This window comes from Paenibacillus hubeiensis (assembly GCF_032334105.1).
In the GTDB taxonomy this organism is placed as follows: Bacteria; Bacillota; Bacilli; order Paenibacillales; family Paenibacillaceae; genus Paenibacillus; species Paenibacillus hubeiensis.
Map to the genome: position 1 here is coordinate 35,993 of NZ_JAVYAE020000025.1, position 21,837 is coordinate 57,829.

The window sequence follows — 21,837 nt, forward strand, 5'->3', positions numbered from 1 at the left end:
TAACCGGCAATCGCGGTTAGGACCTTTTGTATTTCGTGGCAATTCGGCTTACAGCTTGAACTGCTCAACCAGCTTTTGCAGCTTATGCGCCAGATGGGCCAGCGAATCGGCCGAAGAGGAGATTTCCTGCATGGAGGCGACCTGCTCCTCCGTTGCTGCCGAAATGTTTTCGGTGCCATCGGCATTTTGTTCAGAAATTCCCTGAATGTGGTCGATCGAATTCACGACTTCAGCCGTGCTCGCAGACATTTGCTCGGAAGCGGCTGCGATGTTTTCGAGCTGTGTATTTACGCTGTTGATCGCTTGATGGATCTGAGAGAACGCTTCATCCGCAAAGCGGACGGATTGCATGCCGCTGCTCACCTCGCGTTTGCCGTTCTGTGCTTCTTCGTTTGCTTGCACGATTTCCTTCTGAATGGCTGCGACGAGTTCGACGATATGTTGGCCGGATTGACTGGATTGCTCGGCCAATTTGCGGACTTCGCTGGCGACGACCGCGAATCCCCGGCCGTGTTCTCCTGCCCGCGCAGCTTCGATGGATGCGTTCAGGGCGAGCAAATTGGTCTGCGCCGCGATGCCGGTGATTGCAGACACCATCTCGCCAATGGCCGCCGAATGCCGGCCGAGCCGTTCCGAGGTTTGGGCCATGTTGTCCACCAACAGGCTTACCGCACCCATCTCGGCAACGGCACTCTGCATGGTTGCATTGCCCTGTTGGGCAAGTTCGCTGGCATGCATGACCGCTTCGGACACTTGCTGCGTGCTACCGGTGACCTGGCCTACGCCTTGCGCAAGCTCGTTCATTTGATGTGCCGTATGCTTGAGGCTGCTCGCCTGTTTCTCGATGCCGGCGGCGGATTGCTCCGTAATCAGGGCGACTTGTTCCGTGGCTCTCGTCGTTTCCGAGGAATTGACGGCCAGCTGGGCGGAAGAAGCTGTTAGTTCTTCGGCCGTATGCCGTACATCCTGAATGACTCCGCGGAGGGATTCGCTCATTTTGTTAAAGCTGGCGCTAAGCATACCGAGTTCATCGTTGCCTTGAACAGGCACCTCGATGGCCAAGTTGCCTTCGCTGATTTCGTTCGTGGCCTGGACCAGACGGTTCAACGGCCGGGTGACCGATCGCACGATCCAAAAAATGATGCCGACGCTTACAACGATCGCAATCGCAATAACAACCAGGGTGGTGTACAAAATCGGACGTACCGATGCCGTGACTTCACTGTCATCGATAACACCGACAACGGTCCAGCCTGTCGTAGCGTTTGTTTCAAAGAAGGCATGCTCCGCATTTCCGTTCAGGGTGTAGGAGATGTTTCCGTTCTTTTGCTCGTAAATATCTTTATACGGTGACATCGTGCCTTCGGTACCGGGTTTCTCGGTGGGATGCACGATGATCTTATTTTGATCGTCAATGATGTAGAAATAACCCTTTTCTCCAAGTTTCGTACCGTTCACGGTTTTGGCAAGGCCTTCTAACGATAGACTGACCGAAACAACGCCGTGACCGTCATCCGTCGTTTGGGCTATTGCGGCAACGACATTATTCGTGATACTTGAGATGTATGGAGTGATGACTGTGGGGTTGTCCTTGTTGGCTATGGCGGCTTGATACCACGGGCGTTCCCGGGGGTCGTATCCAGCCTTGTTGACCGCGGTAACCGGAGAATTGACATAAACGCCCTTATCCGTGCCGATTGAGGCAAGTTCCGCATCGTTGTGGCTTTCTTTGTATGCATCCAGAAGCGTTCGGATCGTGTCCGTCTCATCGCCCTGCTTAGGGCCGACGTTGCCTGGGTCCAGCTGACTTGCCAGCAGATCGACGTTTTTCTGAGTTGCGCCGATAATCTGGTCAATAGTCTGGTTGAGTACCTTGACGCTGCTCATCGCACTATCGAACATCTTTTGTTCCACTTTGGCCTCCGCCGTTTGGAAGGAGATGATGCCCAGGCTGATTGTTGGGATCAACAGTACCAGCGTAAACGATAAAATCAGTTTTTCTCTCATTTTCAGTGCTTTGGCCGTCCTGTGCTTCTTTCCTTGTTTCATCCGATTTCCCCCTCGGTGGCATGGCATTTCCGCATGCCCCTAAATGTGATCATCATCTCCATATGTAAGGCCAAGTCATTTCTACATCTGGAAAAACATGCATTTTCAGATGGTTCTGGTGCTATAGTATGACATATTTCGAGTTTATTCAACATAATTTTAAATGGCTTTGCATGAAAGTTGCTATGGATTAGTTCTTATGGATCATATCTGTTCTGTATATGGCATATCTGTCTCTTTCGAAACCGCCAACTTGTGGTATATTTCTGGAATTAAGCAGCCTCATCATAATTTGATTCGATGAAGACATCGGAAAGGAGTTGCATTACTTGAATAAAACGGTACCGGGAATGGACGCTAATGGAACGTACCGTGCTGAAACTTTGGACGAGGCCTCCTTCATGCAGGGCGTGAAGGATTGCGTTCCAACCCTTCTCGGATATTTGAGCATCGGCTTCGCCGCAGGAGTCATTGAAATGACGGCCGGGCTTAGCCTGGCGGAAACGGCGTTAATTAGCCTTATTCTGTATGCCGGTTCCGCGCAGTTCATCGCGGCGGGCATGCTGGCCTCCAACGGGTCGGCGGCAGCGATCATATTTACGATCTTTTTCGTCAATCTGCGCCACCTGCTGCTCAGCGCGGCAATCTCGCCGTATTTCCGCCACCTGACGCCGCTCAAAAACATGTGGATCGGCTCGCTGCTCACGGACGAGTCGTTCGGCGTGGCGATGACGCGGGCCATCGGACGCACGTCGCTGAGCCAGCGGTGGATGCATGGTCTGAACATTACAGCCTATCTGAATTGGTTTGCCGCCAATATGGCAGGAGCCTATTTCGGAAGATGGATTGCTAACCCCGAAAGATTGGGGCTTGATTTTGCGCTGCCTGCCATGTTTATCGGCCTGATCGTGCTTCAACTCGCCCAGCGGAAAAACAGAAGATTGCATATCAGCGTGGCGGTGATTGCCGTAGTCTGCGTCGTTGGGGCAAGCATGGCATCGCTGGGCAGCATGAGCATTATTGTGGCGGCGGTCATCGCTGCAACGATGGGGGTGCTAATGGAACGATGGAAATAAGATGGGACGTATTCTGGATCATTATGGGGGCGGCGCTGCTGACCTTCCTGCCGCGTGTGCTGCCGCTCATGCTCTTCAGCCGCATACCGATTCCGGGTTGGCTTCTACGCTGGTTGGAGTATGTGCCCGTAGCGGTCATGGCGGCACTCATCGGTCAGGAATTGTTTATGTCGGGTAACCAGCTTATCCCTATTACGCAAAATGCTGCGTTGTGGGCAGCGCTCCCTACGTTTGCCGTGGCCATCTGGACGCGCAGTCTGCTCGGAACGGTGCTTGTCGGCATTGTTGCCATGATGGTTTTGCGCTACTGGTTAGGGTAAATGCAGCATTGAGCGGGTTGCAGGCGCTTCGCAACCAATGAAAAGCGGCTCGGGGCAGCGTGCGAAAATGTGGCAGACGGACAGATGCCGATCATTCATCTAAGCCTACGGGTAATTCCCTCTTTTCTTCGGTTAATAATGAAACATATGGCGTACCTGACCATTGGGTTTAACGTCTGACTTCACCAGGGAAGGGAGCAAGAGAGATGGAGTTACCAAGGCGAAAATTGTTGATCACCGGCGCAGCCGGCGTTATTGGACGCGCATTGCTGGATGGGTTGCAGGCATTGGACAGGTATGAAATCGTGGCGGCCGATCTGCGGCCGGATCATGATGCAGGCATCGTTGCGCTGGACGTGACGGATGCCTCGCGTTTGCGGGAATTGACCGAAGGTGTACACACGGTGCTGCACATTGCGTGGGCGAAGGACGAGGAGGACTTTTTGGGCAAGGTGCTGCCGATTAACGTGACCGGAGCCTACCATTTATATGAAGCAGCCCGGCTGAACGGAGTGAAACGCGTTATATTTGCCAGCTCCAATCATGCGACGGGCTTCTACAAAACAGGCGAGGCGATCGAGGCAGATGACCCGTACCGTCCGGACAGCTTCTATGGGCTCAGCAAATGTTACATTGAGCTGCTCGGCAGGTATTATGCCGACAAATACGGTCTGTCCTCCTTCAATATCCGTATAGGCAACTTTTCCGGAGACAATCACCCGCATTCCGAGCGAGCTTCGCATATTTGGATTTCGCCCAGAGACATGGTGCAGCTGGCTTCATGCTGCATCGAAGCGGACGAGTCCATGAGATTCTTCAATCTGTACGGAACCTCGGCCAATGCCGACAACTATTACGATATCAGCGATTTGGCGGACAGCATCGGATATCGCCCCGAGGATGACGCTTCGGTGCTATGGGAAGAGGCAAAACGCAGGGGAGAACCGGATAAGCAGGACGAGACGCCGTATCAGGGCGGGGGATATGTGGCCAAGGATCCACCGAAACGGTAATGGCCCCTTTGTCAAAGGAGAGTAACAGGAATTCGTTTGAACGTCGGAACTTTCGGAGAACCATGATATCGGCCTCGGCAAATGAATATGAAAACGCTATTTTCTATTGGACGGGAAAGGTCTACAATGGAAACAGGGCGTTATCGAAGTTCATTTTACATAGCGAGGAAGGAAAGAACATATCATGGTGAAAAGTCCGTCCGTTATTTTGTTTCAGGGAGATTCGATTACCGATGGAGGCCGCTCGCGCAATGACGATCCGAACCATTTCCTGGGCCACGGTTATGCGTACCTCATCTCCAGCAAGCTGGGCATGGAATTGGCAGGCAAGCAGCCGATTTTCTATAACAGGGGCATTAGCGGGGATCGCGCTTCCGATCTGTACGCACGTTGGAACGAGGATACGATCAGCCTGAAGCCGGAGCTCCTGAGTATTTTGATCGGCGTAAACGATCTTTGGCGCACGATGAACGGGGAAGCGAGCGGCATTACGGATCGTTTCGAACGCGCTTATCGCCATCTGCTCGAAGAGACGCGTGAAGTGCTGCCGGATACCGGTCTGGTTTTGATGGAGCCGTTCATCCTGAACACGGGCGCGCCAGCGGAACAATGGGACGTCTGGGAGAGGAAAATGGCTGCTTACAAGCGAATCGTTGCCGGGCTGGCGGAGGAATTCGGGGCCGTGTTCGTGCCGCTGCAGCAGGTGTTCGACGATGCTCTGAAGCAGGCCGACGCCGCATACTGGCTCTGGGATGGCGTTCATCCGACGGCAGCAGGACACGAGCTGATGGCACGGCAGTGGCTGAAGATCGTGCAGGAAAGTCCGTTGAAAATCCAATAGCAAGGCAGGCGAGCAGAGAGGCATATGACATGCCCTCTGCTTTTTAATTGTTTTCAACTATTAAAACCATTTTTAGAAATAAAATGTTTAAATAACAATAGGAGGGGTAAATAAAAATCGTAGCACATTATATTCAATACCCGATAAGGAGTGAATTCAAATGGCACAAAACAATCAAAACGGAAAAATGAGCCGTGAAGAAGCAGGACGTAAGGGTGGAGAAGCAACCTCAAGAAACCATGACCGCGAGTTTTATCAAGAAATCGGCAGCAAAGGCGGAGAGGCGACGTCCAATTCGCATGATCGCGAGTTTTACCAAGAGATCGGCAGTAAAGGCGGAGAAGCGACTTCCAACAACCATGGCAGAGAGTTTTACCAGGAGATCGGCCGTGAAGGCGGTCGTGCGAGCGGAAACAACCAGGACAATGACGATGGCAAAATGAGTCGCGAGGAAGCCGGGCGCAAAGGCGGACAGGCCCGAGCCCGTAATCGAAACGATTAAAGACCTGGTCAGGACATGAACGGCCCTGACTAAAAAATAAACAAGGCCGGACTTCAACCCGAACGAACGGGGTGAAATCCGGCCTTGTTCATTTGGCGGTATTTCAAACGGCATCCATGAAAGTGACGGAAGCCATACTCAGGCAATATGCTGCTCCACAGCTTGGCGATGGCTGAACAAGGACTCGTCAACGATGGTGCGCAGAAATATCGGATCGATATCCGGGAGCAGTGCTTCCGCATATCTCCACGCGTTTTCTTCGATGTGCAGCATCACTCTGAACCGATCCGCAGGAGCAGACGACGTATCGAGAAGTCCTGACAGATACTCCAGCTCGTTGTCCTCGGCATGCCCCAGTTCATGAGCCAGGATGACGCGTATATAGGATCTCAAAGGTTCGAGCGAACCGAAAAGCAGCTTGCATTGCTCTATGATTTCTTCTACGTAAAGAAAAACCGTATGGCTGGCAGCATGGTATTTGCCGCCGACTAGACGTCCATCCGGAAAACATGGTTCGATGCGGACATGAACCCGGCTTCCGGAGCGCTGTACAAGATCGTCTGCCGCTTGGCGGAAAAATTCATGATACAGTGTTGTTCACCTATCCTTATAAAATGAATAAAAAGGCACGATCTGATGCTGATCGACAATGACATGTACGAGGTAGCGGGTCAAAAGGTTGCACCTTTTTTCCTATTCCAGCCATAAAATTTCCAGTGTCATTGTCTCCCTGTGTCGTTGGGGAAACATCGGACGAATTCGATCCGTCTGTGTAGGAGTTGCAGGAAATATGATTATTTTACGCAGTTTTATCAATAAATATCTGGTTTCGGAAATCCCCTTCATTTTTGCGACGTGATGGGCTAGAATGAAATCGGTTACATAAAACGGGGAGGGATGGCGATGACTGTTCATCCAGGCTTCGCTTGGCCGACGGATCAGATGAAACAAGCGCTTCGCACCGCAAGACCGGCTGCGTTGAAGAGCGTGCAGAGTTGGAGGGAACGGGTGGCTGATACGCTCCATAGCGCGGCTTTTTCTGATTTTCGCGCAGACCTGCTGGCGTATGAACAAAAGGCTCGCGAAGAGGCGATGCCTGAGCTAAGCTTTTCCCTTTATCGCGAATTCAGGGATACGGGTGAGCGCAAGGCATACGAGCAAGCGTATTTCGAACGGCGGGGGAGAGTTGTCGCGACCGGTCTGCTGGCTGCATTTTCACCGGAGCCGGAAAGGCTGGCTTTGCTGGAAGATCTGATCTGGAACGTGTGCCAGGAGCTGACCTGGTGTTTGCCGGCCCATGTCGGTGCCGGTGAGGAGGCGCGGTCGGGGATACAGATCGACCTGTTCGCCGCTGAAACGGCCCAAATGCTGGCGGAAATGGTCGTCATGCTGGGCGATGAGCTGGATGAACGCGTCGGCAGGCTTGTACGCGGGGAGATTGATCGGCGCATATTCGCTCCGTTGTACCGGGACAATGCCCCATTCGGTTGGGAGAGTGCGGACCATAACTGGTCGGCGGTATGCAGCGGGGGATGCGGTATTGCGGCATTGCTGCTTGTGGAAGACGAGGAGCTGCTTGCAGCGGCAGTCCGGAGAACGCTTGGTTCCATGGAGGCTTTTCTGAGCGGCTACGGCATGGATGGCGGATGTGCGGAAGGCATCGGCTATTGGGTGTACGGTTTCGGATTTTATACGTATTATGCCGACATGCTTCATTTGTTCAGCGGGGGAGAACTTGATCTGCTGTCCGGTCCGAAAATCGAAGCCATTGCCGCTTATCCTCGCCGTATTCATTTATCGGAGGGCATCTTCGTCAACTATTCGGATAGCCGGGAACGGGAGGTGCTCCCATCAGGCTTGTTGTCCTATTGGGCTTCCCATACCGGCAAGCCGGCAAGTCTCCCTTTTGAGCTGCCGCTGCTGACGGGCGATCCTTGCCGCCGCTGGGCACATACCATGCGCAACGTGCTGTGGAGCGATCCGGTTTGGTTTGCGGCAGAAGGCCAACCTGCGAACCAGGCGACAACGGTCCATTTGGAAAACTTGTCATGGACGATTTCCCGAGGGACGGTGCAGGCAGAGAATGGCGCAAGTTGGACAGCTGCTTTTTCGGTCAAGGGCGGGCACAATGATGAGCCTCATAACCATAATGATCTGGGGCACTTTCTTCTGCATGCAGGCGGAGAAACGATTCTCTGCGATCCGGGTTCGGGAGAGTACACCAAAGCTTATTTTTCGCCGGGACGCGAATCGATCATGCAGATCGGCTCGCAGGGGCACAGCGTTCCGGTCATCGAAGGCACCTATCAGGTGTCGGGACGGAATGCAGCCGCGCATACGCTGGCGGCGGATGTAACTTCGCCGGGAAGGGCGGAGATCGCCTTCGACCTAACGTCGGCCTACGGGGAAGCGAATAACCTTGCAGCCTGCTTCCGTCATTTGAAGTGGAACGGTCCAAGAGGAAGCGAGGATGCGGAATTGGTTGTGGAAGATCGATTCGTATGGAAGAACGCAATCGATGAGAACACTGGCGGGAAACGTCAGGCGCTTCCTTTCGTGGTTGAACACCTGATTAGCAGATTCGAGCCGGTATCGGAGCGTGGACGGATTCGATGGGCGGGCCGACGCGCTGCCGTGACCTTGCATTACGACGCTGCTTGTTGGGATGCAAAGGTTGAGGTATTGGATGCCGTGGATCATGATCACCGCCCGTTGAGATTGTATCGAACGGCATTGTCTTTGAGCCGGGCGGGGTCGATGCCTGAATCCGGGCAAGGAGCTGGCCCCGGCTCGCCGGTCACCGAATGCAAGATGAGATTTGTCGTATCCCCGCGAGGTGAAGGCGGCAAAGGATAGCGATGGGGTTGTGCGAGTTGTGACAGCAAAAGGGAAAATCCGATCTTAAGGAGGTCTGTCTCTTGTTAACGTATACAGCTGGGACTTCTTATCCTTGGAAGCGGGAGCTGGAGGAGTTTCGGGCATTGTCGGCGCAGGCGGATGGGATTGAACCGACCGGATGGAATCGCAAGCGGAAATTGGCGCTCATTGAACAAATTGTGCGTGCGTACAGGGTTTATCAACAGGAAAATGGGGCGATCGAAGACCCATACTCAGGCAGGGAGCGGTATTACTCAACCCCGGCTTATGCGATGGCGGCGGCCGTGTTGGTTAAGGAAGGCCATGCGGATCTGCTGCCCTCAGCGTCGGCCGCCCTCACGCGAAGCATATCGGCCGTCGTGCAAGGGGAAGCTCCGGATTCCCATCCGGATTTTTTTCCAGTCTTGATGATGCGCGCTTATATGCTGCTCAAACCCTTCTTGCCTGAGCAAGCGGAGGTTTGGGCCGGGATGTTAAGACAGATTGAGCCGGAACGGGACTATGTATTTACGATGAGCAAAATGAACAATCCGAACCGTATGATCAATTGGAATGCCATCATGATTTCGGGCGAGGTTCTGCGTTGGAAGGAAGGACTGGCCGGGGAAGGGACCGAATGGATGGACCGTTATTTAAGCGCGTATCATCTGACGCGGTTCACGCCGCTCGGCCTTTATCAGGACGGCCCGCTCGATCGTCCGAATTGCCCGCTCGCCTATGACATCGCTACGCGTTACCATCTGGGCATCATGATTGATGCCGGATATGAGGGGGAGTGCGCCCCTGCACTTGCCGAATGTCTGCGGCACGGTGCCTTTTCCTCGCTGCTTACGCTCTCGCCGCTCGGAGAGATTCCCCCGCGGGGACGCAGTTCCCAGCATCAGTGGAACGAAGCGGCTGCCGCGTCCGTGTTTGCGAGCCAGGCTTCGGCTGCATTGAAGGCCAGGGATCGCGGAATGGCCGGCATTTTTGCCCGCGCCGCCAACTTGTGCTTCGATGCCGTGGCCCGCTGGAGCATGGAAGACGGACGCTTGCATATCGTTCGAAATTTCTACCCTCCGGAGAAACGACACGGATATGAGGTATATACGAATCATACCTGCTATAACTTGTGGACGGTGGCGGCATTAGCCAATGCATATCTATGTGATCCGGGGGACGGGCTGAAGGAGCGGCCGATCCCTTCCGAGGTTGGCGCACGCGTGCTTCAGATGGACGGCTGGTTCGAGATGATTTCCGCTTCAGTACCGGGTCAGCAGATCATCCTGCATACCGCGCTAAATGATCCCTACACGGTGCCGGGCCTGGTTCGCATTCATCAACAGGGGTTGCCTGGAGGCATCGGTCCCGCAGCGGCTGGACATGCGAATGCGGGATTCACCGAGTTCGGCGAAGGGGAGACGCTGCCGTTAAGTTATTGCCCGGCTTGGCAGACGCCTGACGGACAGTGGCATACGCTGGCAGAGGGAATTTCGTCCGGCGCGGAATACGACAGGGATGCAGGCATCGATCCGGCACTCGGTGGAGGCTCGGTCAAGCTGGAGGTGGAATCGGAAGCATTCCATGGCGAGCGGGCTCGGGAACATTTTTGCCGTAATTCATTCACGCTGGAGTGGCATGGCCCGCTGCAAGGATTGCAAGAACTGCGTATGCATGTCTTGCAGCAGCAGGGACTGCTGCAGATCACCTACGAGTTCGAGGGGCAGATTCAGGCGGCGGGTGCTGTCATTCCGCTCATGTTCGGCGACGGTGAGCAGCAGGCAGAGATCACTTGTTCCGCCAATCGTGTGCGTACCGAATTCCGCGGGGCCTATGCAGAATCGAAATTGGTGGACAGCATCGGGCGAGTGCATGTTCAGGACGGCACGGTGGCCTCGCGGAATGGCCTTCTGCGATTCGCCAGAATGGAAGTGCCGGGGAGCCGCACGTTGACGTTTACGGTGGAACTGGGCGCGTTAACAGGGAAGGCATGATGGGGTGCTTCTCTTTCAGGGGAATGCAGGTGCTTAATGAGCGGCTTGGTGATGTTGTCAAGTGGTAGCACGTAAAGAAAAGGTAAAGGGGGAGTATTACAATGGCAGCTATGGCAGAAGAAACGAATTGGGCAGAAGAGGCATGGCAGCAGGGAGCGCTTAAAACCGTCAGAAACGCGCAGCGGATCAAGGATACGTTCCCGCATACCTCGATTCAGGGGGAATATGACCAGAACGCGCCGGAGTGGTGGACGGCAGGGTTCTGGCCGGGACTGTTGTGGCTTGTGCAGAGGGAAGCGGGAACGGCTCAGGAAGCCGATTCATTGTACCGGATCGCGTTGAGTTGCGAAGAACAGCTGGAGGTCTGTTTGCGTGATCCGGATCTGGTGGATCACGACCTTGGCTTCGTCTGGCTGCTTAGCGGCGTTGCCCATTACCGCCAAACCGGAAACGCGGACGGACGGAGGCGCGGGCTGCTTGCGGCCAACCTGCTCGCCGCCCGCTTCCATGTGCGGGGACGGTTCATCCGTGCCTGGAATTTCGATTCGGCGGCCATGGATACGCGCGGCGTGGCGATCATCGACAGCATGATGAACCTGCCGCTGCTCTACTGGGCATCCGAGGAGAGCGGCGACCCGCGCTTCCGCTGGCTGGCCGAAGCGCATGCCGATACCGTCGCGCGCGAATTCGTCCGCGGCGACGGGTCCATCTGCCACGTGGTGGAATTCGATCCGACCACGGGGCAGAAGGTACGGGAGCATGGCGGGCAGGGCCATGCTCCGGGTTCCGCCTGGGCGCGGGGCAACGCCTGGGCGCTGTATGGGTTTGCGCTGTCTTTCCGGTACACGGGCGAAGCCCGCTATCTGGAGACAGCGGAGCGCGCGGCCGATGTCTTCCTCGCCATGCTCGGGGAAGACATCGTGCCGCCATGGGATTTTCGCGCACCTGCCGAGCATCAGGTGGCGTGGGACTCGTCCGCTGCGGCCATCGCTGCCAGCGGACTGTTGGAGCTGGCGAGGCTGTCGCCGCGAGGCGAGGCATATGCCGCAGCCGGAGAGCGCATCGCGCGCGGCTTATACGAGCGCTACAGCTCCGGGGCCTCGTCCGCGGAGGAGGGGCTGATCCTGCAGGGAACCGTGCATTACCCTGAACGGCGCGGCCTGAACGTGCCGATTATCTATGGCGACTACTTCTATATGGAAACGCTGGCGAAGCTGCGCGGGCGGGAAGGATGGTTCTAAATTCCCGGGGTTCATGGTTGTTCAGCCGAAGGGTGAATGCATGCAACCGTCAGGAGCGAGCGAGGCATCCCCATGTCGCATGGCCTGTTTTTAATATGTTCTGTAGGGGGAGCTGTCTTTCGGGACGGCTCTTTCGCTTGGGCCAAACTTGCGGTATTTCCGGATCAGATATGCGCGGATCACAGGCATGCTGGGCATACATGCGGTTCCCTTAAGAAGACGGTGCTTTTCGTGTTGTTTTCCTAAAAATCCACCGAAAGTCTAAACATCTGGAAAGTTCATGCCGACATTAAAGATATGGAAAAAAATGATCGCATTCAGGGGGGAAATGATGTTTAAGCCAAGATGGACCAAGTACATGGTGTTGATGCTGGTAATGATTTTGAGTATTTCCAACGTAGGCATGGTCGCTGCGGCAGACAAAGAGTTGTCCAAAATCGTCTTATCCAAGAATGAGCTGTCTCTTGAAGTGGGTGACTCCGGTTCAGTGACGGTGACGGGTGTATATAGCGATAATTCGTCGGCAAGCGTAACGCTCGGCTCCGATTGGAGCAGTAATTCGGATGCTATTGCTTCCGTGTATAGCGGGACGATTACAGCCAAAAAAGAAGGAGAAGCTACAATTACGGCTACGTATCAAGGTAAAAGCCAAACGTTGACCGTGCATGTCACGAAAAAGGTCAAAGCACTGTCCAAGAACGTGCAGACCCTTGATTTGCGGACCGGCGACACCAAAGAGATCGCCCTGACGGCAACGTACAGCGACAATTCGACAGATACCGAAGCTTCCAAAATTGCGGAATGGTCTTCCGACAACGAGAAGGTTGCTACGGTCGTCAACGGCAAAGTTACCGGACAAAGCGCCGGTACGGCAGTAATTACGGGTAAAGTCGGTAAACAAAGCGTCACCGTGGATGTCAACGTCGAGGTTGTTAAACGTGTCGATGTGGACAAAAAGAAAATCAGCTTGCTGTTGGACAAAAGTGAAGATGTCAAACTGACAGCGACCTATCCGGACGGTTCCACCAAAGACGTTACGACGCTGGCCGAGTGGACCTCCAGCAATGAGAAAGTGGCTGACGCCATTCAAGGCAAAATCACCGGTTATGCTGCCGGTTCTGCGAAAATTACGGCAAGCTATGGTACCAAATCGGTAACGATCGATGTAGACGTAGACCTGACAAGCAAGATCAGCGTGGAGAAACAAAGCATTTTCTTCCGCCTGGCCGATACCAATAAAACGGCAAGCATGACTCTGACCGCTTCGTATCCAAACAGTGCGGATGTAGACGTGACCACTCAAGCCGAGTGGACTTCCAGCAACGAGAAAGTAGCCACCGTGTACCAAGGCAAAATTACGGCGGTGGGTGCAGGATCGACTACAATTAAAGCAAAATACGGGGATAAATCGGTGGAAATCGCCGTAGACGTGGATACGGCACGATATCTCGACATTAAAGGCGTAGAAGAAAAATTGACAATGAGTCTCGGGGATTCCACCAAAACCAAGACGCTTGAAGCCAAAGCGGAATATATCGATGGCAGCACAGAGGACGTGACTAAAAAAGCAACCTGGACATCCAGCGATGCGGACGTAGTTTACGTTTCCGAAGGCGACTTGATCGCTTACAAATCCGGTACGGCAACAATTACCGTGGCATACGGCGGCAAAACATCCAAATTCACCGTGAATGTGGACGTTCCGGACAAGTATCAAATGGAACAGAAAAAGGCTTCCGTTTCCGTTGGCGGCAAATTTAACGCCAAAGTACTTGCCGTCTACGGCGAAACGTCCAAGGATGTGTCCGAGGAGGCGGAGTGGAGCAGCAGCAGCGAGAAAATCGCTGAGGTCGACAGCAAAGGTGTCGTTACCGGTGTTGCAGTAGGTAAAGCAACCATCACCGCCAAAATCGGCGGAAAATCCCTTACGCTGCCGGTTGAAGTTGGCATGGCCAGCGGACTTGAAGCAGATTTGAACTATGTGGTGATGTCCGCCAAAGAAACCCAGCAAATCGTGTTGACGGCAACGGACGAGAATGGATTGACGCAGGTGGTAACGACGGAAGCCACTTGGAAATCGAGCAACTCCCGCGTTGCTGACGTCAAGAAAGGCGTTATTACGGCTAACGCGAGCGGTAAAGCGAACATCACGGCTGAATACGGCTCACAAAAAGTGACGATTCAAGTAGAAGTGGACGTGATTACCCGCCTCGTGGCTTCCGTTCCGGCATTGTCCATGAAATCCGGAGATTCGGGAGAGATCACCGTGACCGCAATCCTGGGCGATGGCACCGAGCGGGATGTAACCGACAAAGCCGACTGGAAGACAAATAGTTACAAGGTTGCTCAAGTAAGCAAAGGCAAAGTAAAGGCCGTCGGTTACGGCAAAGCGAAAGTAACCGCCAAATACGGCAGCAAATCGGTGAGCGTCGCCGTTGACGTAGATACGCTCAAGTATTTGCAAACCGATAAAGTAACGCTTACGATGAAACCGGGCGACAAAGTGACGGTAGTAGCTACCGCAACTTATGCGGACGGATCGGAAGCCGACGTATCCAAGCCGGCCCTATGGACGTCTTCCAAGATTGCCGCCGCAACCGTGAAGGATGGCGTCATTCAAGCAAACGGCAAAGGGAAAGCGACCATTACCGTGAGCTTTGCCGGCAAAAAAACCAAAGTGACGGTTATTGTGGAAGCGAAGTAATGCGAGCATTACCCGCATTCACATGCACCGACTAGAAAAGATAAAGAAAAAGGGTACTCGCATTAGGCGGGTACCCCTTTTTGTATTGGAACGTATGCAGCAACTTATAACTACATCGTATGGGACAAAACCAAGGCGCCGTATGCAAAAGCAATAACGATGAGAATGGCGGGATGCAGCTTGGTTTTGGTCATGACCCATAGCGAAATGCCTGAAATGATTAACGTTTGCCAGATGCCGATCGAATTCGCGGATACTTGCCCGAACTCCCAGGTGAGCAGGATCATAAGCACGGCAATGACTGGCTGCACGAGCAAGGTCATGCCTTTTACTTTGGGCGAGGTCCGGTATTTGTTGAGCAGTCTGAGCAGCAAAATCAAAGCGGCTGCCGACGGCACGATCGTGGCAAAGCTGGCAATGATTGTTCCGAACCAGCCTGCCACCTGATAGCCGACAAAGGCGGCGATTTTGGTAGCGATCGGACCGGGGAGCGCATTGCCGATGGCGAGCACGTCACCGAACTGTTCGCTGGTCATCCAGCCATAATGGTTGACGACCTCTTCCTGCATCAAAGGGATGGAAGCCGGGCCGCCCCCGTAACCGAGCACGTTGGCTACAAAAAATCCCCAAAACAATTCCCACCAAGTCTGAATCATCGGTTAGGACACCTCCTTGTCGGAGCTGCGCTTTGCTTTGTAGCGCTGAACGAGATCGAGATGGAAGACGCCATACCCGAGAAATACCGCCACGACGATGCCTGGATGAATGTCGAGCAGCTGCAGCAGCACGAAGGCAATGACGCCGAACAGGATGGCGAATATTTTGCCAAGGCCTGACCATGCCTTTTTAGCAAATTCGTAGGCCATCATGCCGAGCATGACGAAAATGACCGGGCGAACCGCCGCAACCATGCCGGCGACCACTTTGGATTCACGCAGGGCATACATGGAGCCGAGCAGGGCGATGATAGCGATGCTCGTAGGCAGAACATGTGCCAACACGGAGACGATAGCGCCTAAGACGCCTTGTTTTTTATATCCCAGATAAGCAGCCATCTTCGTGGCGATCGGTCCGGGGAGGGCATTCGCAATGGCCAGAATCTCGCCGAATTCGTCGTCGCTAACCCATTTGTATCTGACGACCGCTTCATAACGAATTAACGGAATAACCGATGGCCCCCCGCCGTAACCAAGAATGCCGGTCCTAACCATGCCTGCGATGAGACCGCTGTAAACCTTCCAACTCATGCTGTTATCCTCCTACAGTCTCATGCCCATTCGGCTTTTGTAACGCTTCAGAAGCAATTGGGATTCTACTTTGACGATGCCGGGCATCTTATACAGCTTCTCCAGCAAAAACTGCTCCATCTCTTCCATGTCGGCGAAAATGCCATGCATATGCAGCGTGCTGGGCCCGGTCATATGATACAGGCTGGTCACCGCCGGCTCTTCATCAAGCTTTTCGGCGACTTCGTCGAGAAACGGAGGCTCTACGTCTACATTGAAAAAAGCCGAGACCTGCATTCCGACCTTGACGGGATTGATCACGACAGTAAAGCGTTCGATGATGCCTTTTTCGGATAAAGCATTAATGCGGGCTTGGACGGCTACGCGCGACAAACCGATTTGTTGCCCCAGGTCCGTATACGAAATCCGGCTGTTCTGATGGAGGGCGGCCAGTATTTTTCGATCCATGGCATCCAGGTTGTGCATGAGCGGAATTTCTCTTCCTTCCGAAGAGCGCTTGTTAGTCATCAACGATCCTTCTTTCTCTGTCATTTTGTTGCGTTATATTTGAAAATCAACAAATGGAAAGACATTTTGCATGCAGCATCCATATTTTACTGACGAATCGTAATGCCAGTCAATTCATTTATTGAAAATGTGAATTTATTCCGAATTCCGGTTTGCAATTTGTAACCTATACCAAAGTAAAAAAACCGCCTGCGGTTCCATGCCGCAAGCAGCTCATTCCGTTAGAAGAACATGCTCTATTCCGTCTTTTTGGGGAGATAAAGGGTTACGGTGGTACCTTCCCCCGGATCGGAAGTCACCTTTAATGTGCCTCCTGCTCCGCGTGCCCGTTCCTCCATGCTGAACAGTCCGACGCCGTTGCCGGCCGTCGATGCGCTGAACCCTGCGCCGTGGTCGGCAATGGTAGCGACGATGGCCTCTGCAGTATCCTCCACGCTAACTGCCGCTTCCGAGACATCCGCGTATTTCGCGATATTGGTCAATGCCTCCTGGATAATGCGGTACATCGCTATTTCGCGGCTCGTCTCCAGCCGACCGCGCAAATTGCAATCCAACTGAACGTTAATGCCATAATGGCGGGTGTAATTTTCAACATAAGTGCGGATTGCAGGAACGACGCCGAGATCATCGAGCACGGAGGGCCGCAGTTCCCAGGCCATGCCGCGAACGTCTTCCATGATGTCGGTAACCTGTTTTCTCAGCGCTTCCACGCCTGGATGAGGCTGGTCGGCCAGCAGTCGATCCATTTGGATGACGAGGGAGAACAGGCTTTGGCCGATGCCGTCATGCAGTTCCCTCGAAATGCGAAGGCGTTCTTCCTCTTGAATGTTCATGACCTGGGTCATCATTTGCTGCAGTTCGGCTTCCACCGTTTTCAGTTTGGTGACCTCGCTGCGCACGGCGAGATATTGATAAGGCTTTCCTTCGTTGTCCAGAAAAGGCACGATGGTTGTGTTTACCCAATAATAGCTGCCGTCCTTGGCCCGGTTGCGTATTTCGCCATTCCATACCTGCCCGGAAGAGATCGTTTCCCACAGATTTTTCATAAAAAGTTTGCCGTGATAACCGGAATTGATGATCCGGTGATCCTGGCCGATCAGCTCTTCCCGCCGATACTGCGAAATCTCGCAGAACTTGTCGTTAACGTACTGGATTTTGCCCTGGCTGTTTGTCAGTGCCACGATGGACGATTCATCCAACGCAAACTTCAAGTCGCTGAGTTGATGCAGGGAACCCTTCAGCCTGCTGCGGAATTCAGGATCGGCAATGTGGTTGTCGATCACTTCAAGCAGCTCGCGAACCGGTTGATCGGCCAGATTGCTGAGTCGGTTTGGACGCGCACTACTCAAAGTTCAACAGCCCCTTTTTCATTGCAAATTTGACGAGTTCCGGCCTGGTGCGCAATCCGAGTTTCTCCATTAAATTGCTTTTGTGCGTTTCGACCGTTTTGACGCTGATCACCAGATGCTCGGCAATTTCCTTGTTGGCGTAACCTTTGGCGATCCACGACAAAATCTCTTTCTCCCGTTCGGACAGCGTGTCGTACGGCCCGGCGTTCTCCTGCTTGGCTTTATCGAGGTATTCGCTCATCAGCCGTTTGGTTGCGCTTGGATACAGATAGGCGCTTCCTTCTGCAACCGAGCGTATAGCAGCTAACAGCTCCTCGTGCGGAGCGCTTTTGAGTATGTATCCGGATGCTCCGGCATGGATGGCACGGAACAGATATTCTTCGTCATCATGCATGGTCAGTATTAGAATGGACAGATCCGGCATGATTTTTTTCAGCTCGGCGGTTGCCGTCAATCCATCTTTGCCCGGCGGCATGCTGAAATCCATCAACACCACGTCGGGTTTCAATTCCTGAGCCTTTGAGATGGCTTCGTCACCGTCTGCTGCATCGCCAACGATGCGTATGTCATTTTTTCCGTCAAGCAGCGCGATCAGACCTGAGCGTACAACAACGTGGTCGTCTACGACCAACAAACGAATCACATCAATTCCTCCTGTTCCTTTGCATATTGCTGTCCTTATCATACCAAAAAAGCGAGGTACCCAGAGTTTGATTCTTCGAATCTTTCATCTAAAAAGCCTCGTTATCCCTTAGCGGGATAACGAGGCTTGGTTGGCAACCGACGTCTTCAGGCATACATTAGCGTTTGCAATTCCCTGCTTGCCTGCTCGGTCAGTTGAATAACATCCGGCGAAAAGCTGCAGGGCTGTCTGTTTCCGAGAAGAATGACGGCATCCGGGACGCTGCTCTTCTCAAAAATAGGTACGACGACCGCGCTGACCAGCCGCTCGGCAAGCATCAATGGGCAGCGCCCGGGAAGACGGTCGCCTGAAGTCCGTCCATCGGAGATGGCGGTACGTCCGGTCCGAAGCGCCGTGCCCACGAGATCCTGGCCTGGCCGCATGTGCATCCGCTTCACGCGTTCATTGCTTGCGCCCGACGTGAACTTCCAATGAAGCATTGCTCCGGACAAGCAAGCCAATCCACAGAAGTCGCTGGATGTATGCTCGCGCAAATGATCGACGATCTCCTGAATGTCGAATGAAAACTCATCATGCATGAGAAGACACTTCCTTTTTGAAATGCTACCTTCGATGGTTCCTTACTATATATTGTAGGCAATTCGGAAGGCCTTGTAATTCAGGGAAAACCCCTATTTAAATCTGCGTATTTACCGATTATGGCATTGAAAAGACAGAGAAGCCGCATTCTACGCGAAGATGCAGACACCCTTGCCAATGCGGACCATTAACCGATGTGACATTTCTCACAGCAAATTCAGGGAATTTATCGCAGAGGTTCAGGTAATCCCCTGATAACCAATCCTGTATTTTCGCGGTATGATGGAATCATAAGGAAACACGAGGAGGAACAGTCATGAGTACGGTATTCGTGGAAAGAGGAACCCGAGCTACGGGACAGGAACCAACGGAGGGGAACAAAATGGTGCGGGAGACAGGTGGGATACTTTCGTTTGTTACAGCCGAGCAGTGGTCGTGGATTGAGGCGAAAATGCAATCCAAACGGGTTAAGGCCGGTTATAGCCTCTTTCTGGAAGGTGATGAAGCCGGATATCTGTACTACCTCCGCTCAGGCCGGGTGAAAATGACCAAATCGACGGAAGACGGGAAAGAAATCATTTTGTCGATCCAGCAGAAAGGTGATTTGATCGGGGAATTCGGCGGCATCGGTGGTCAAACGCATAGCTATAGCGCGGAAATGACGGAAAAAGGGGAATTGGCGATCATTTCGCTCGGCGACCTGGAAGGCGTTCTTAGCAAACATGGCGATCTCGCGCTGAAGTTTTTGCAATGGATGGCACTTTCGCAACGAATCACCCAGTCGCGTTTTCGCGACCTGCTCTTGTACGGCAAGGCGGGTGCGCTTGCTTCGACACTGATCCGTGCCAGCAACTCGTATGGTCGATTTACGCCGGAGGGAATTGTGCTGGACATGAAACTGAACCATACCGAGTTGGCCGAAATGATCGGCGCTACGCGGGAAAGCGTCACACGTATGCTTGGTGCATGGAAGGAGCAGGGGACGCTGGATACGCAGGACGGAAAGTTAATGATCCGCGATCTTGGAGCTCTGCGCAGCATGTGCGGATGCCCGACGTTTCCGAGCTGTCCGGAAGAGATGTGTCGCTTGTAACAGGAAATAGATTGGATGTATCTGCTTTGTTTTGATGGCGATTGGGGTCGCATCGGATAAATTGGAGGAGGGCTGATATTCGCGTGAGCGGGTGTCAGCCCTTTTCTGGATTGGTTTTATTCGACAGGGCTTCGACCATACTCACTGGCGAGAATCGAATACAGCAAAGAATCATGATAGGCGCCTTTGAAATGCCAATGTTCCCGAAGCAGGCCTTCGCGCTGCATGCCGATTCTCTTCATAACCTGCTCGGACGCTCTGTTGGCTGGGCGGCAGGTAGCGAAAACACGGTGAACGCCCAGTGTATTGAATCCATAATCGAGAAGAGCCATAGCGGCTTCGGTAGCGTACCCTTTTCCGTGATGCTCAGGGTGAAGCACGTAACCCAGCTCGGCATTTGTTTTCTCGATAAAAATGGCCACCGAGCCGATCATCAGATCCTGATCTTTTATACAAACGGCGAGCTCGTATGCATTCCTTGGTGATTGCTGCTGCTGAGTTAGAACATGATGGATGTATTGATGGGTGTCTTCTTCCGTGTTCGGTCCCCAGGAGGCATATTTGGCAACTTCGGGCAAGGATGAATACGAATGCACATGTTCCCAATCGGACTGGAGCATATCGCGGATGACCAAACGTTCGGTTTCAAGCTTCATGTCAATCTCCTTTCTTACATATAATGATATAAAAATAACCCATGAATCGATTCGGGTAAAGAATCGTTCATGGGTAGGTGTGCAAGAGTAAAACTATCTCATGGTTTTGCATTGATCGGCAGGATACTTGTAGGCAAGCTTGCGGGTGATTTCTTTTTGCCATCTCGTATCCCCAAGCTGGATTGCCAGATTCAGAAGGTCGAGATAATCATCAAGCTGCAGCGTGGCTTTTTGCATGTCGGTATTCATTCGATATTCGTACCCCTTTATCTATGTGTTCAGAAATCATATGCATGATTAATAAGTAACAGACTGGCTATAATAATGATAATCATTATCAAACTATATGTCTATTATGCAATGAACGGCTACAAAAAGCAATGGAGATCAGTAAAAATGGATGCATTTTTTTGAGGAGATCATCCATTATCTTTGTGAGCCGGTTGATCGTAGGCACATCCAGATGAGGTAAGGGGCGTAAACGCCGAGATAGGCTGCGGGAAAGAGAAACCACCCGTCTAGCAATAAATGATGAATATCAGTCGTAAAGGTAGTGTTGTGGGCATTGGTAGCATAAACGTCTCCGGCAATGACTGCAGCCATACTATAGAAGGATAACAGAGCGAGAACGTGAAATAAGCGTTCCAGGAATGCGATTCGGCGAGCTAGCCAAAACATCAAAATAGGAACGATGACGATTAATAGTAAAAAAACGAGTTTCATAGGCAGCATCTCCTTAAATATAGTGGGGGAGGGGTTGCATATTATCCAGTATCGACAAGAAAAGATAGAGCATACATGGTCTATTTTAAATCGTTGTTAGAAAATGACAGGTGAAAAATATTATTTAAGTATTGCAATCATTCTCACAGCATGGTATATTCTATTTCCGGCCAAGAAAACACCGAGAAACATGGTGGGCAAGCAAAGCAAATAAGCTTCGAAAAAAGAAACTTAAAAAAAGTGCTTGCAAAGTTGGTTCGGATGTGATAAGATATAAGAGTTGCTAAGGACAACAACTTGGTAACAAAAAACGAAGTTTGATCTTTGAAAACTGAACAACGAGTGAGTAATGCGAGGGTTTTTGGTGCATGTCGTATGACTGTATGAAAACCGGAGCGACATTGAGATATTTTATCTCGTCAGATTCAAAATGAGCTAATCGCT

21 protein-coding genes are annotated in these 21,837 nt (G+C 52.6%); 10 read left to right on the forward strand and 11 right to left on the reverse strand.

Annotated features, from left to right (window positions below):
- Positions 1-48: 48 nt before the first annotated feature.
- The gene (locus tag RSX24_RS31165) at positions 49-2,049 is read right to left on the reverse strand and encodes a methyl-accepting chemotaxis protein (RefSeq protein ID WP_343262775.1); all 2,001 of its coding nucleotides are present in this window, start codon (positions 2,047-2,049) and stop codon (positions 49-51) included.
- Positions 2,050-2,399: 350 nt separating this feature from the next.
- Between RSX24_RS31165 and RSX24_RS31170 the strand changes: the two genes are divergently transcribed.
- The 5 genes from RSX24_RS31170 (at position 2,400) to RSX24_RS31190 (ending at position 5,801) form a co-directional block, all read left to right on the forward strand.
- Complete coding sequence (locus RSX24_RS31170; protein WP_236421470.1) at positions 2,400-3,125, forward strand: AzlC family ABC transporter permease; 726 nt, start codon at positions 2,400-2,402, stop codon at positions 3,123-3,125.
- On the forward strand, positions 3,116-3,445 hold the full coding sequence (locus RSX24_RS31175) for an AzlD domain-containing protein (protein ID WP_236421441.1): 330 nt from the start codon (positions 3,116-3,118) through the stop codon (positions 3,443-3,445). Before RSX24_RS31170 ends, RSX24_RS31175 begins: the two co-directional genes overlap by 10 nt.
- Positions 3,446-3,651: 206 nt before the next feature.
- Positions 3,652-4,458: an NAD-dependent epimerase/dehydratase family protein gene (locus RSX24_RS31180; RefSeq protein WP_343262776.1), complete on the forward strand. Its 807-nt coding sequence runs from the start codon at positions 3,652-3,654 to the stop codon at positions 4,456-4,458.
- 184 nt (positions 4,459-4,642) lie between these two features.
- A complete protein-coding gene (locus tag RSX24_RS31185; RefSeq protein ID WP_343262777.1) occupies positions 4,643-5,299 on the forward strand; it encodes an SGNH/GDSL hydrolase family protein in 657 nt (218 codons plus the stop codon).
- A 160-nt stretch (positions 5,300-5,459) separates the two neighbouring features.
- Positions 5,460-5,801, forward strand: a complete 342-nt coding sequence (locus RSX24_RS31190) for a KGG domain-containing protein (protein WP_339275700.1) — start codon at positions 5,460-5,462, stop codon at positions 5,799-5,801.
- Between the two features lie 138 nt (positions 5,802-5,939).
- On the opposite strand, the gene RSX24_RS31195 is transcribed toward RSX24_RS31190, so the two are convergent.
- Positions 5,940-6,194: a hypothetical protein gene (locus RSX24_RS31195; protein ID WP_236421437.1), complete on the reverse strand. Its 255-nt coding sequence runs from the start codon at positions 6,192-6,194 to the stop codon at positions 5,940-5,942.
- A gap of 510 nt (positions 6,195-6,704) precedes the next feature.
- On the opposite strand from RSX24_RS31195, the gene RSX24_RS31200 reads away from it, so the two are divergent.
- The 4 genes from RSX24_RS31200 to RSX24_RS31215 all read left to right on the forward strand — a co-directional run bounded on the left by RSX24_RS31200 (position 6,705) and on the right by RSX24_RS31215 (position 14,596).
- On the forward strand, positions 6,705-8,657 hold the full coding sequence (locus RSX24_RS31200; protein ID WP_343262778.1) for a heparinase II/III family protein: 1,953 nt from the start codon (positions 6,705-6,707) through the stop codon (positions 8,655-8,657).
- Positions 8,658-8,719: 62 nt separating this feature from the next.
- Entirely contained in the window at positions 8,720-10,651 is a 1,932-nt protein-coding gene (locus RSX24_RS31205; protein ID WP_343262779.1) for a glycosyl hydrolase, read from the forward strand.
- 110 nt (positions 10,652-10,761) lie between these two features.
- Positions 10,762-11,892 carry a glycoside hydrolase family protein gene (locus RSX24_RS31210; RefSeq protein WP_343262784.1) on the forward strand — a complete coding sequence of 377 codons (1,131 nt, stop codon included), beginning with the start codon at positions 10,762-10,764 and terminating at the stop codon, positions 11,890-11,892.
- 331 nt (positions 11,893-12,223) lie between these two features.
- Complete coding sequence (locus RSX24_RS31215) at positions 12,224-14,596, forward strand: Ig-like domain-containing protein (protein ID WP_339275703.1); 2,373 nt, start codon at positions 12,224-12,226, stop codon at positions 14,594-14,596.
- A 110-nt stretch (positions 14,597-14,706) separates the two neighbouring features.
- Here the strand turns inward: RSX24_RS31215 and chrA are convergent, their stop codons facing one another.
- The 6 genes from chrA to RSX24_RS31245 all read right to left on the reverse strand — a co-directional run bounded on the left by chrA (position 14,707) and on the right by RSX24_RS31245 (position 18,920).
- A complete protein-coding gene (gene chrA / locus RSX24_RS31220; protein ID WP_343262780.1) occupies positions 14,707-15,252 on the reverse strand; it encodes a chromate efflux transporter ChrA in 546 nt (181 codons plus the stop codon).
- Between the two features lie 3 nt (positions 15,253-15,255).
- Positions 15,256-15,843: a chromate efflux transporter ChrB gene (gene chrB, locus RSX24_RS31225; RefSeq protein ID WP_236421542.1), complete on the reverse strand. Its 588-nt coding sequence runs from the start codon at positions 15,841-15,843 to the stop codon at positions 15,256-15,258.
- 12 nt (positions 15,844-15,855) lie between these two features.
- A complete protein-coding gene (chrS, locus tag RSX24_RS31230) occupies positions 15,856-16,350 on the reverse strand; it encodes a chromate efflux transcriptional regulator ChrS (protein WP_236421541.1) in 495 nt (164 codons plus the stop codon).
- A gap of 236 nt (positions 16,351-16,586) precedes the next feature.
- Positions 16,587-17,699, reverse strand: a complete 1,113-nt coding sequence (locus RSX24_RS31235; RefSeq protein ID WP_343262781.1) for a PAS domain-containing sensor histidine kinase — start codon at positions 17,697-17,699, stop codon at positions 16,587-16,589.
- Entirely contained in the window at positions 17,692-18,342 is a 651-nt protein-coding gene (locus tag RSX24_RS31240; RefSeq protein ID WP_236421539.1) for a response regulator, read from the reverse strand. Before RSX24_RS31240 ends, RSX24_RS31235 begins: the two co-directional genes overlap by 8 nt.
- Before the next feature lie 146 nt (positions 18,343-18,488).
- Entirely contained in the window at positions 18,489-18,920 is a 432-nt protein-coding gene (locus RSX24_RS31245) for a GAF domain-containing protein (RefSeq protein ID WP_236421538.1), read from the reverse strand.
- Positions 18,921-19,237: 317 nt separating this feature from the next.
- Between RSX24_RS31245 and RSX24_RS31250 the strand changes: the two genes are divergently transcribed.
- Entirely contained in the window at positions 19,238-20,014 is a 777-nt protein-coding gene (locus RSX24_RS31250) for a Crp/Fnr family transcriptional regulator (RefSeq protein WP_236421537.1), read from the forward strand.
- A 116-nt stretch (positions 20,015-20,130) separates the two neighbouring features.
- Here RSX24_RS31250 and RSX24_RS31255 read toward each other — a convergent pair whose 3' ends face one another.
- From RSX24_RS31255 to RSX24_RS31265, 3 genes are all read right to left on the reverse strand, one after another.
- The gene (locus RSX24_RS31255) at positions 20,131-20,670 is read right to left on the reverse strand and encodes a GNAT family N-acetyltransferase (RefSeq protein WP_236421536.1); all 540 of its coding nucleotides are present in this window, start codon (positions 20,668-20,670) and stop codon (positions 20,131-20,133) included.
- A 93-nt stretch (positions 20,671-20,763) separates the two neighbouring features.
- The gene (locus RSX24_RS31260) at positions 20,764-20,919 is read right to left on the reverse strand and encodes a hypothetical protein (protein WP_343262782.1); all 156 of its coding nucleotides are present in this window, start codon (positions 20,917-20,919) and stop codon (positions 20,764-20,766) included.
- Between the two features lie 177 nt (positions 20,920-21,096).
- Complete coding sequence (locus RSX24_RS31265) at positions 21,097-21,393, reverse strand: hypothetical protein (RefSeq protein WP_343262783.1); 297 nt, start codon at positions 21,391-21,393, stop codon at positions 21,097-21,099.
- Positions 21,394-21,837: the final 444 nt, after the last annotated feature.

Bases quoted from the DNA above. Each gene is read 5' to 3' on its own strand.
- RSX24_RS31165 (WP_343262775.1), bottom strand. From the start codon at position 2,049: ATGAAACAAGGAAAGAAGCACAGGACGGCCAAAGCACTGAAAATGAGA.
- RSX24_RS31170 (WP_236421470.1), top strand. From the start codon at position 2,400: ATGGACGCTAATGGAACGTACCGTGCTGAAACTTTGGACGAGGCCTCC.
- RSX24_RS31175 (WP_236421441.1), top strand. From the start codon at position 3,116: ATGGAAATAAGATGGGACGTATTCTGGATCATTATGGGGGCGGCGCTG.
- RSX24_RS31180 (WP_343262776.1), top strand. From the start codon at position 3,652: ATGGAGTTACCAAGGCGAAAATTGTTGATCACCGGCGCAGCCGGCGTT.
- RSX24_RS31185 (WP_343262777.1), top strand. From the start codon at position 4,643: ATGGTGAAAAGTCCGTCCGTTATTTTGTTTCAGGGAGATTCGATTACC.
- RSX24_RS31190 (WP_339275700.1), top strand. From the start codon at position 5,460: ATGGCACAAAACAATCAAAACGGAAAAATGAGCCGTGAAGAAGCAGGA.
- RSX24_RS31200 (WP_343262778.1), top strand. From the start codon at position 6,705: ATGACTGTTCATCCAGGCTTCGCTTGGCCGACGGATCAGATGAAACAA.
- RSX24_RS31210 (WP_343262784.1), top strand. From the start codon at position 10,762: ATGGCAGAAGAAACGAATTGGGCAGAAGAGGCATGGCAGCAGGGAGCG.
- RSX24_RS31215 (WP_339275703.1), top strand. From the start codon at position 12,224: ATGTTTAAGCCAAGATGGACCAAGTACATGGTGTTGATGCTGGTAATG.
- chrA (WP_343262780.1), bottom strand. From the start codon at position 15,252: ATGATTCAGACTTGGTGGGAATTGTTTTGGGGATTTTTTGTAGCCAAC.
- chrB (WP_236421542.1), bottom strand. From the start codon at position 15,843: ATGAGTTGGAAGGTTTACAGCGGTCTCATCGCAGGCATGGTTAGGACC.
- chrS (WP_236421541.1), bottom strand. From the start codon at position 16,350: ATGACTAACAAGCGCTCTTCGGAAGGAAGAGAAATTCCGCTCATGCAC.
- RSX24_RS31245 (WP_236421538.1), bottom strand. From the start codon at position 18,920: ATGCATGATGAGTTTTCATTCGACATTCAGGAGATCGTCGATCATTTG.
- RSX24_RS31250 (WP_236421537.1), top strand. From the start codon at position 19,238: ATGAGTACGGTATTCGTGGAAAGAGGAACCCGAGCTACGGGACAGGAA.
- RSX24_RS31255 (WP_236421536.1), bottom strand. From the start codon at position 20,670: ATGAAGCTTGAAACCGAACGTTTGGTCATCCGCGATATGCTCCAGTCC.
- RSX24_RS31260 (WP_343262782.1), bottom strand. From the start codon at position 20,919: ATGAATACCGACATGCAAAAAGCCACGCTGCAGCTTGATGATTATCTC.
- RSX24_RS31265 (WP_343262783.1), bottom strand. From the start codon at position 21,393: ATGAAACTCGTTTTTTTACTATTAATCGTCATCGTTCCTATTTTGATG.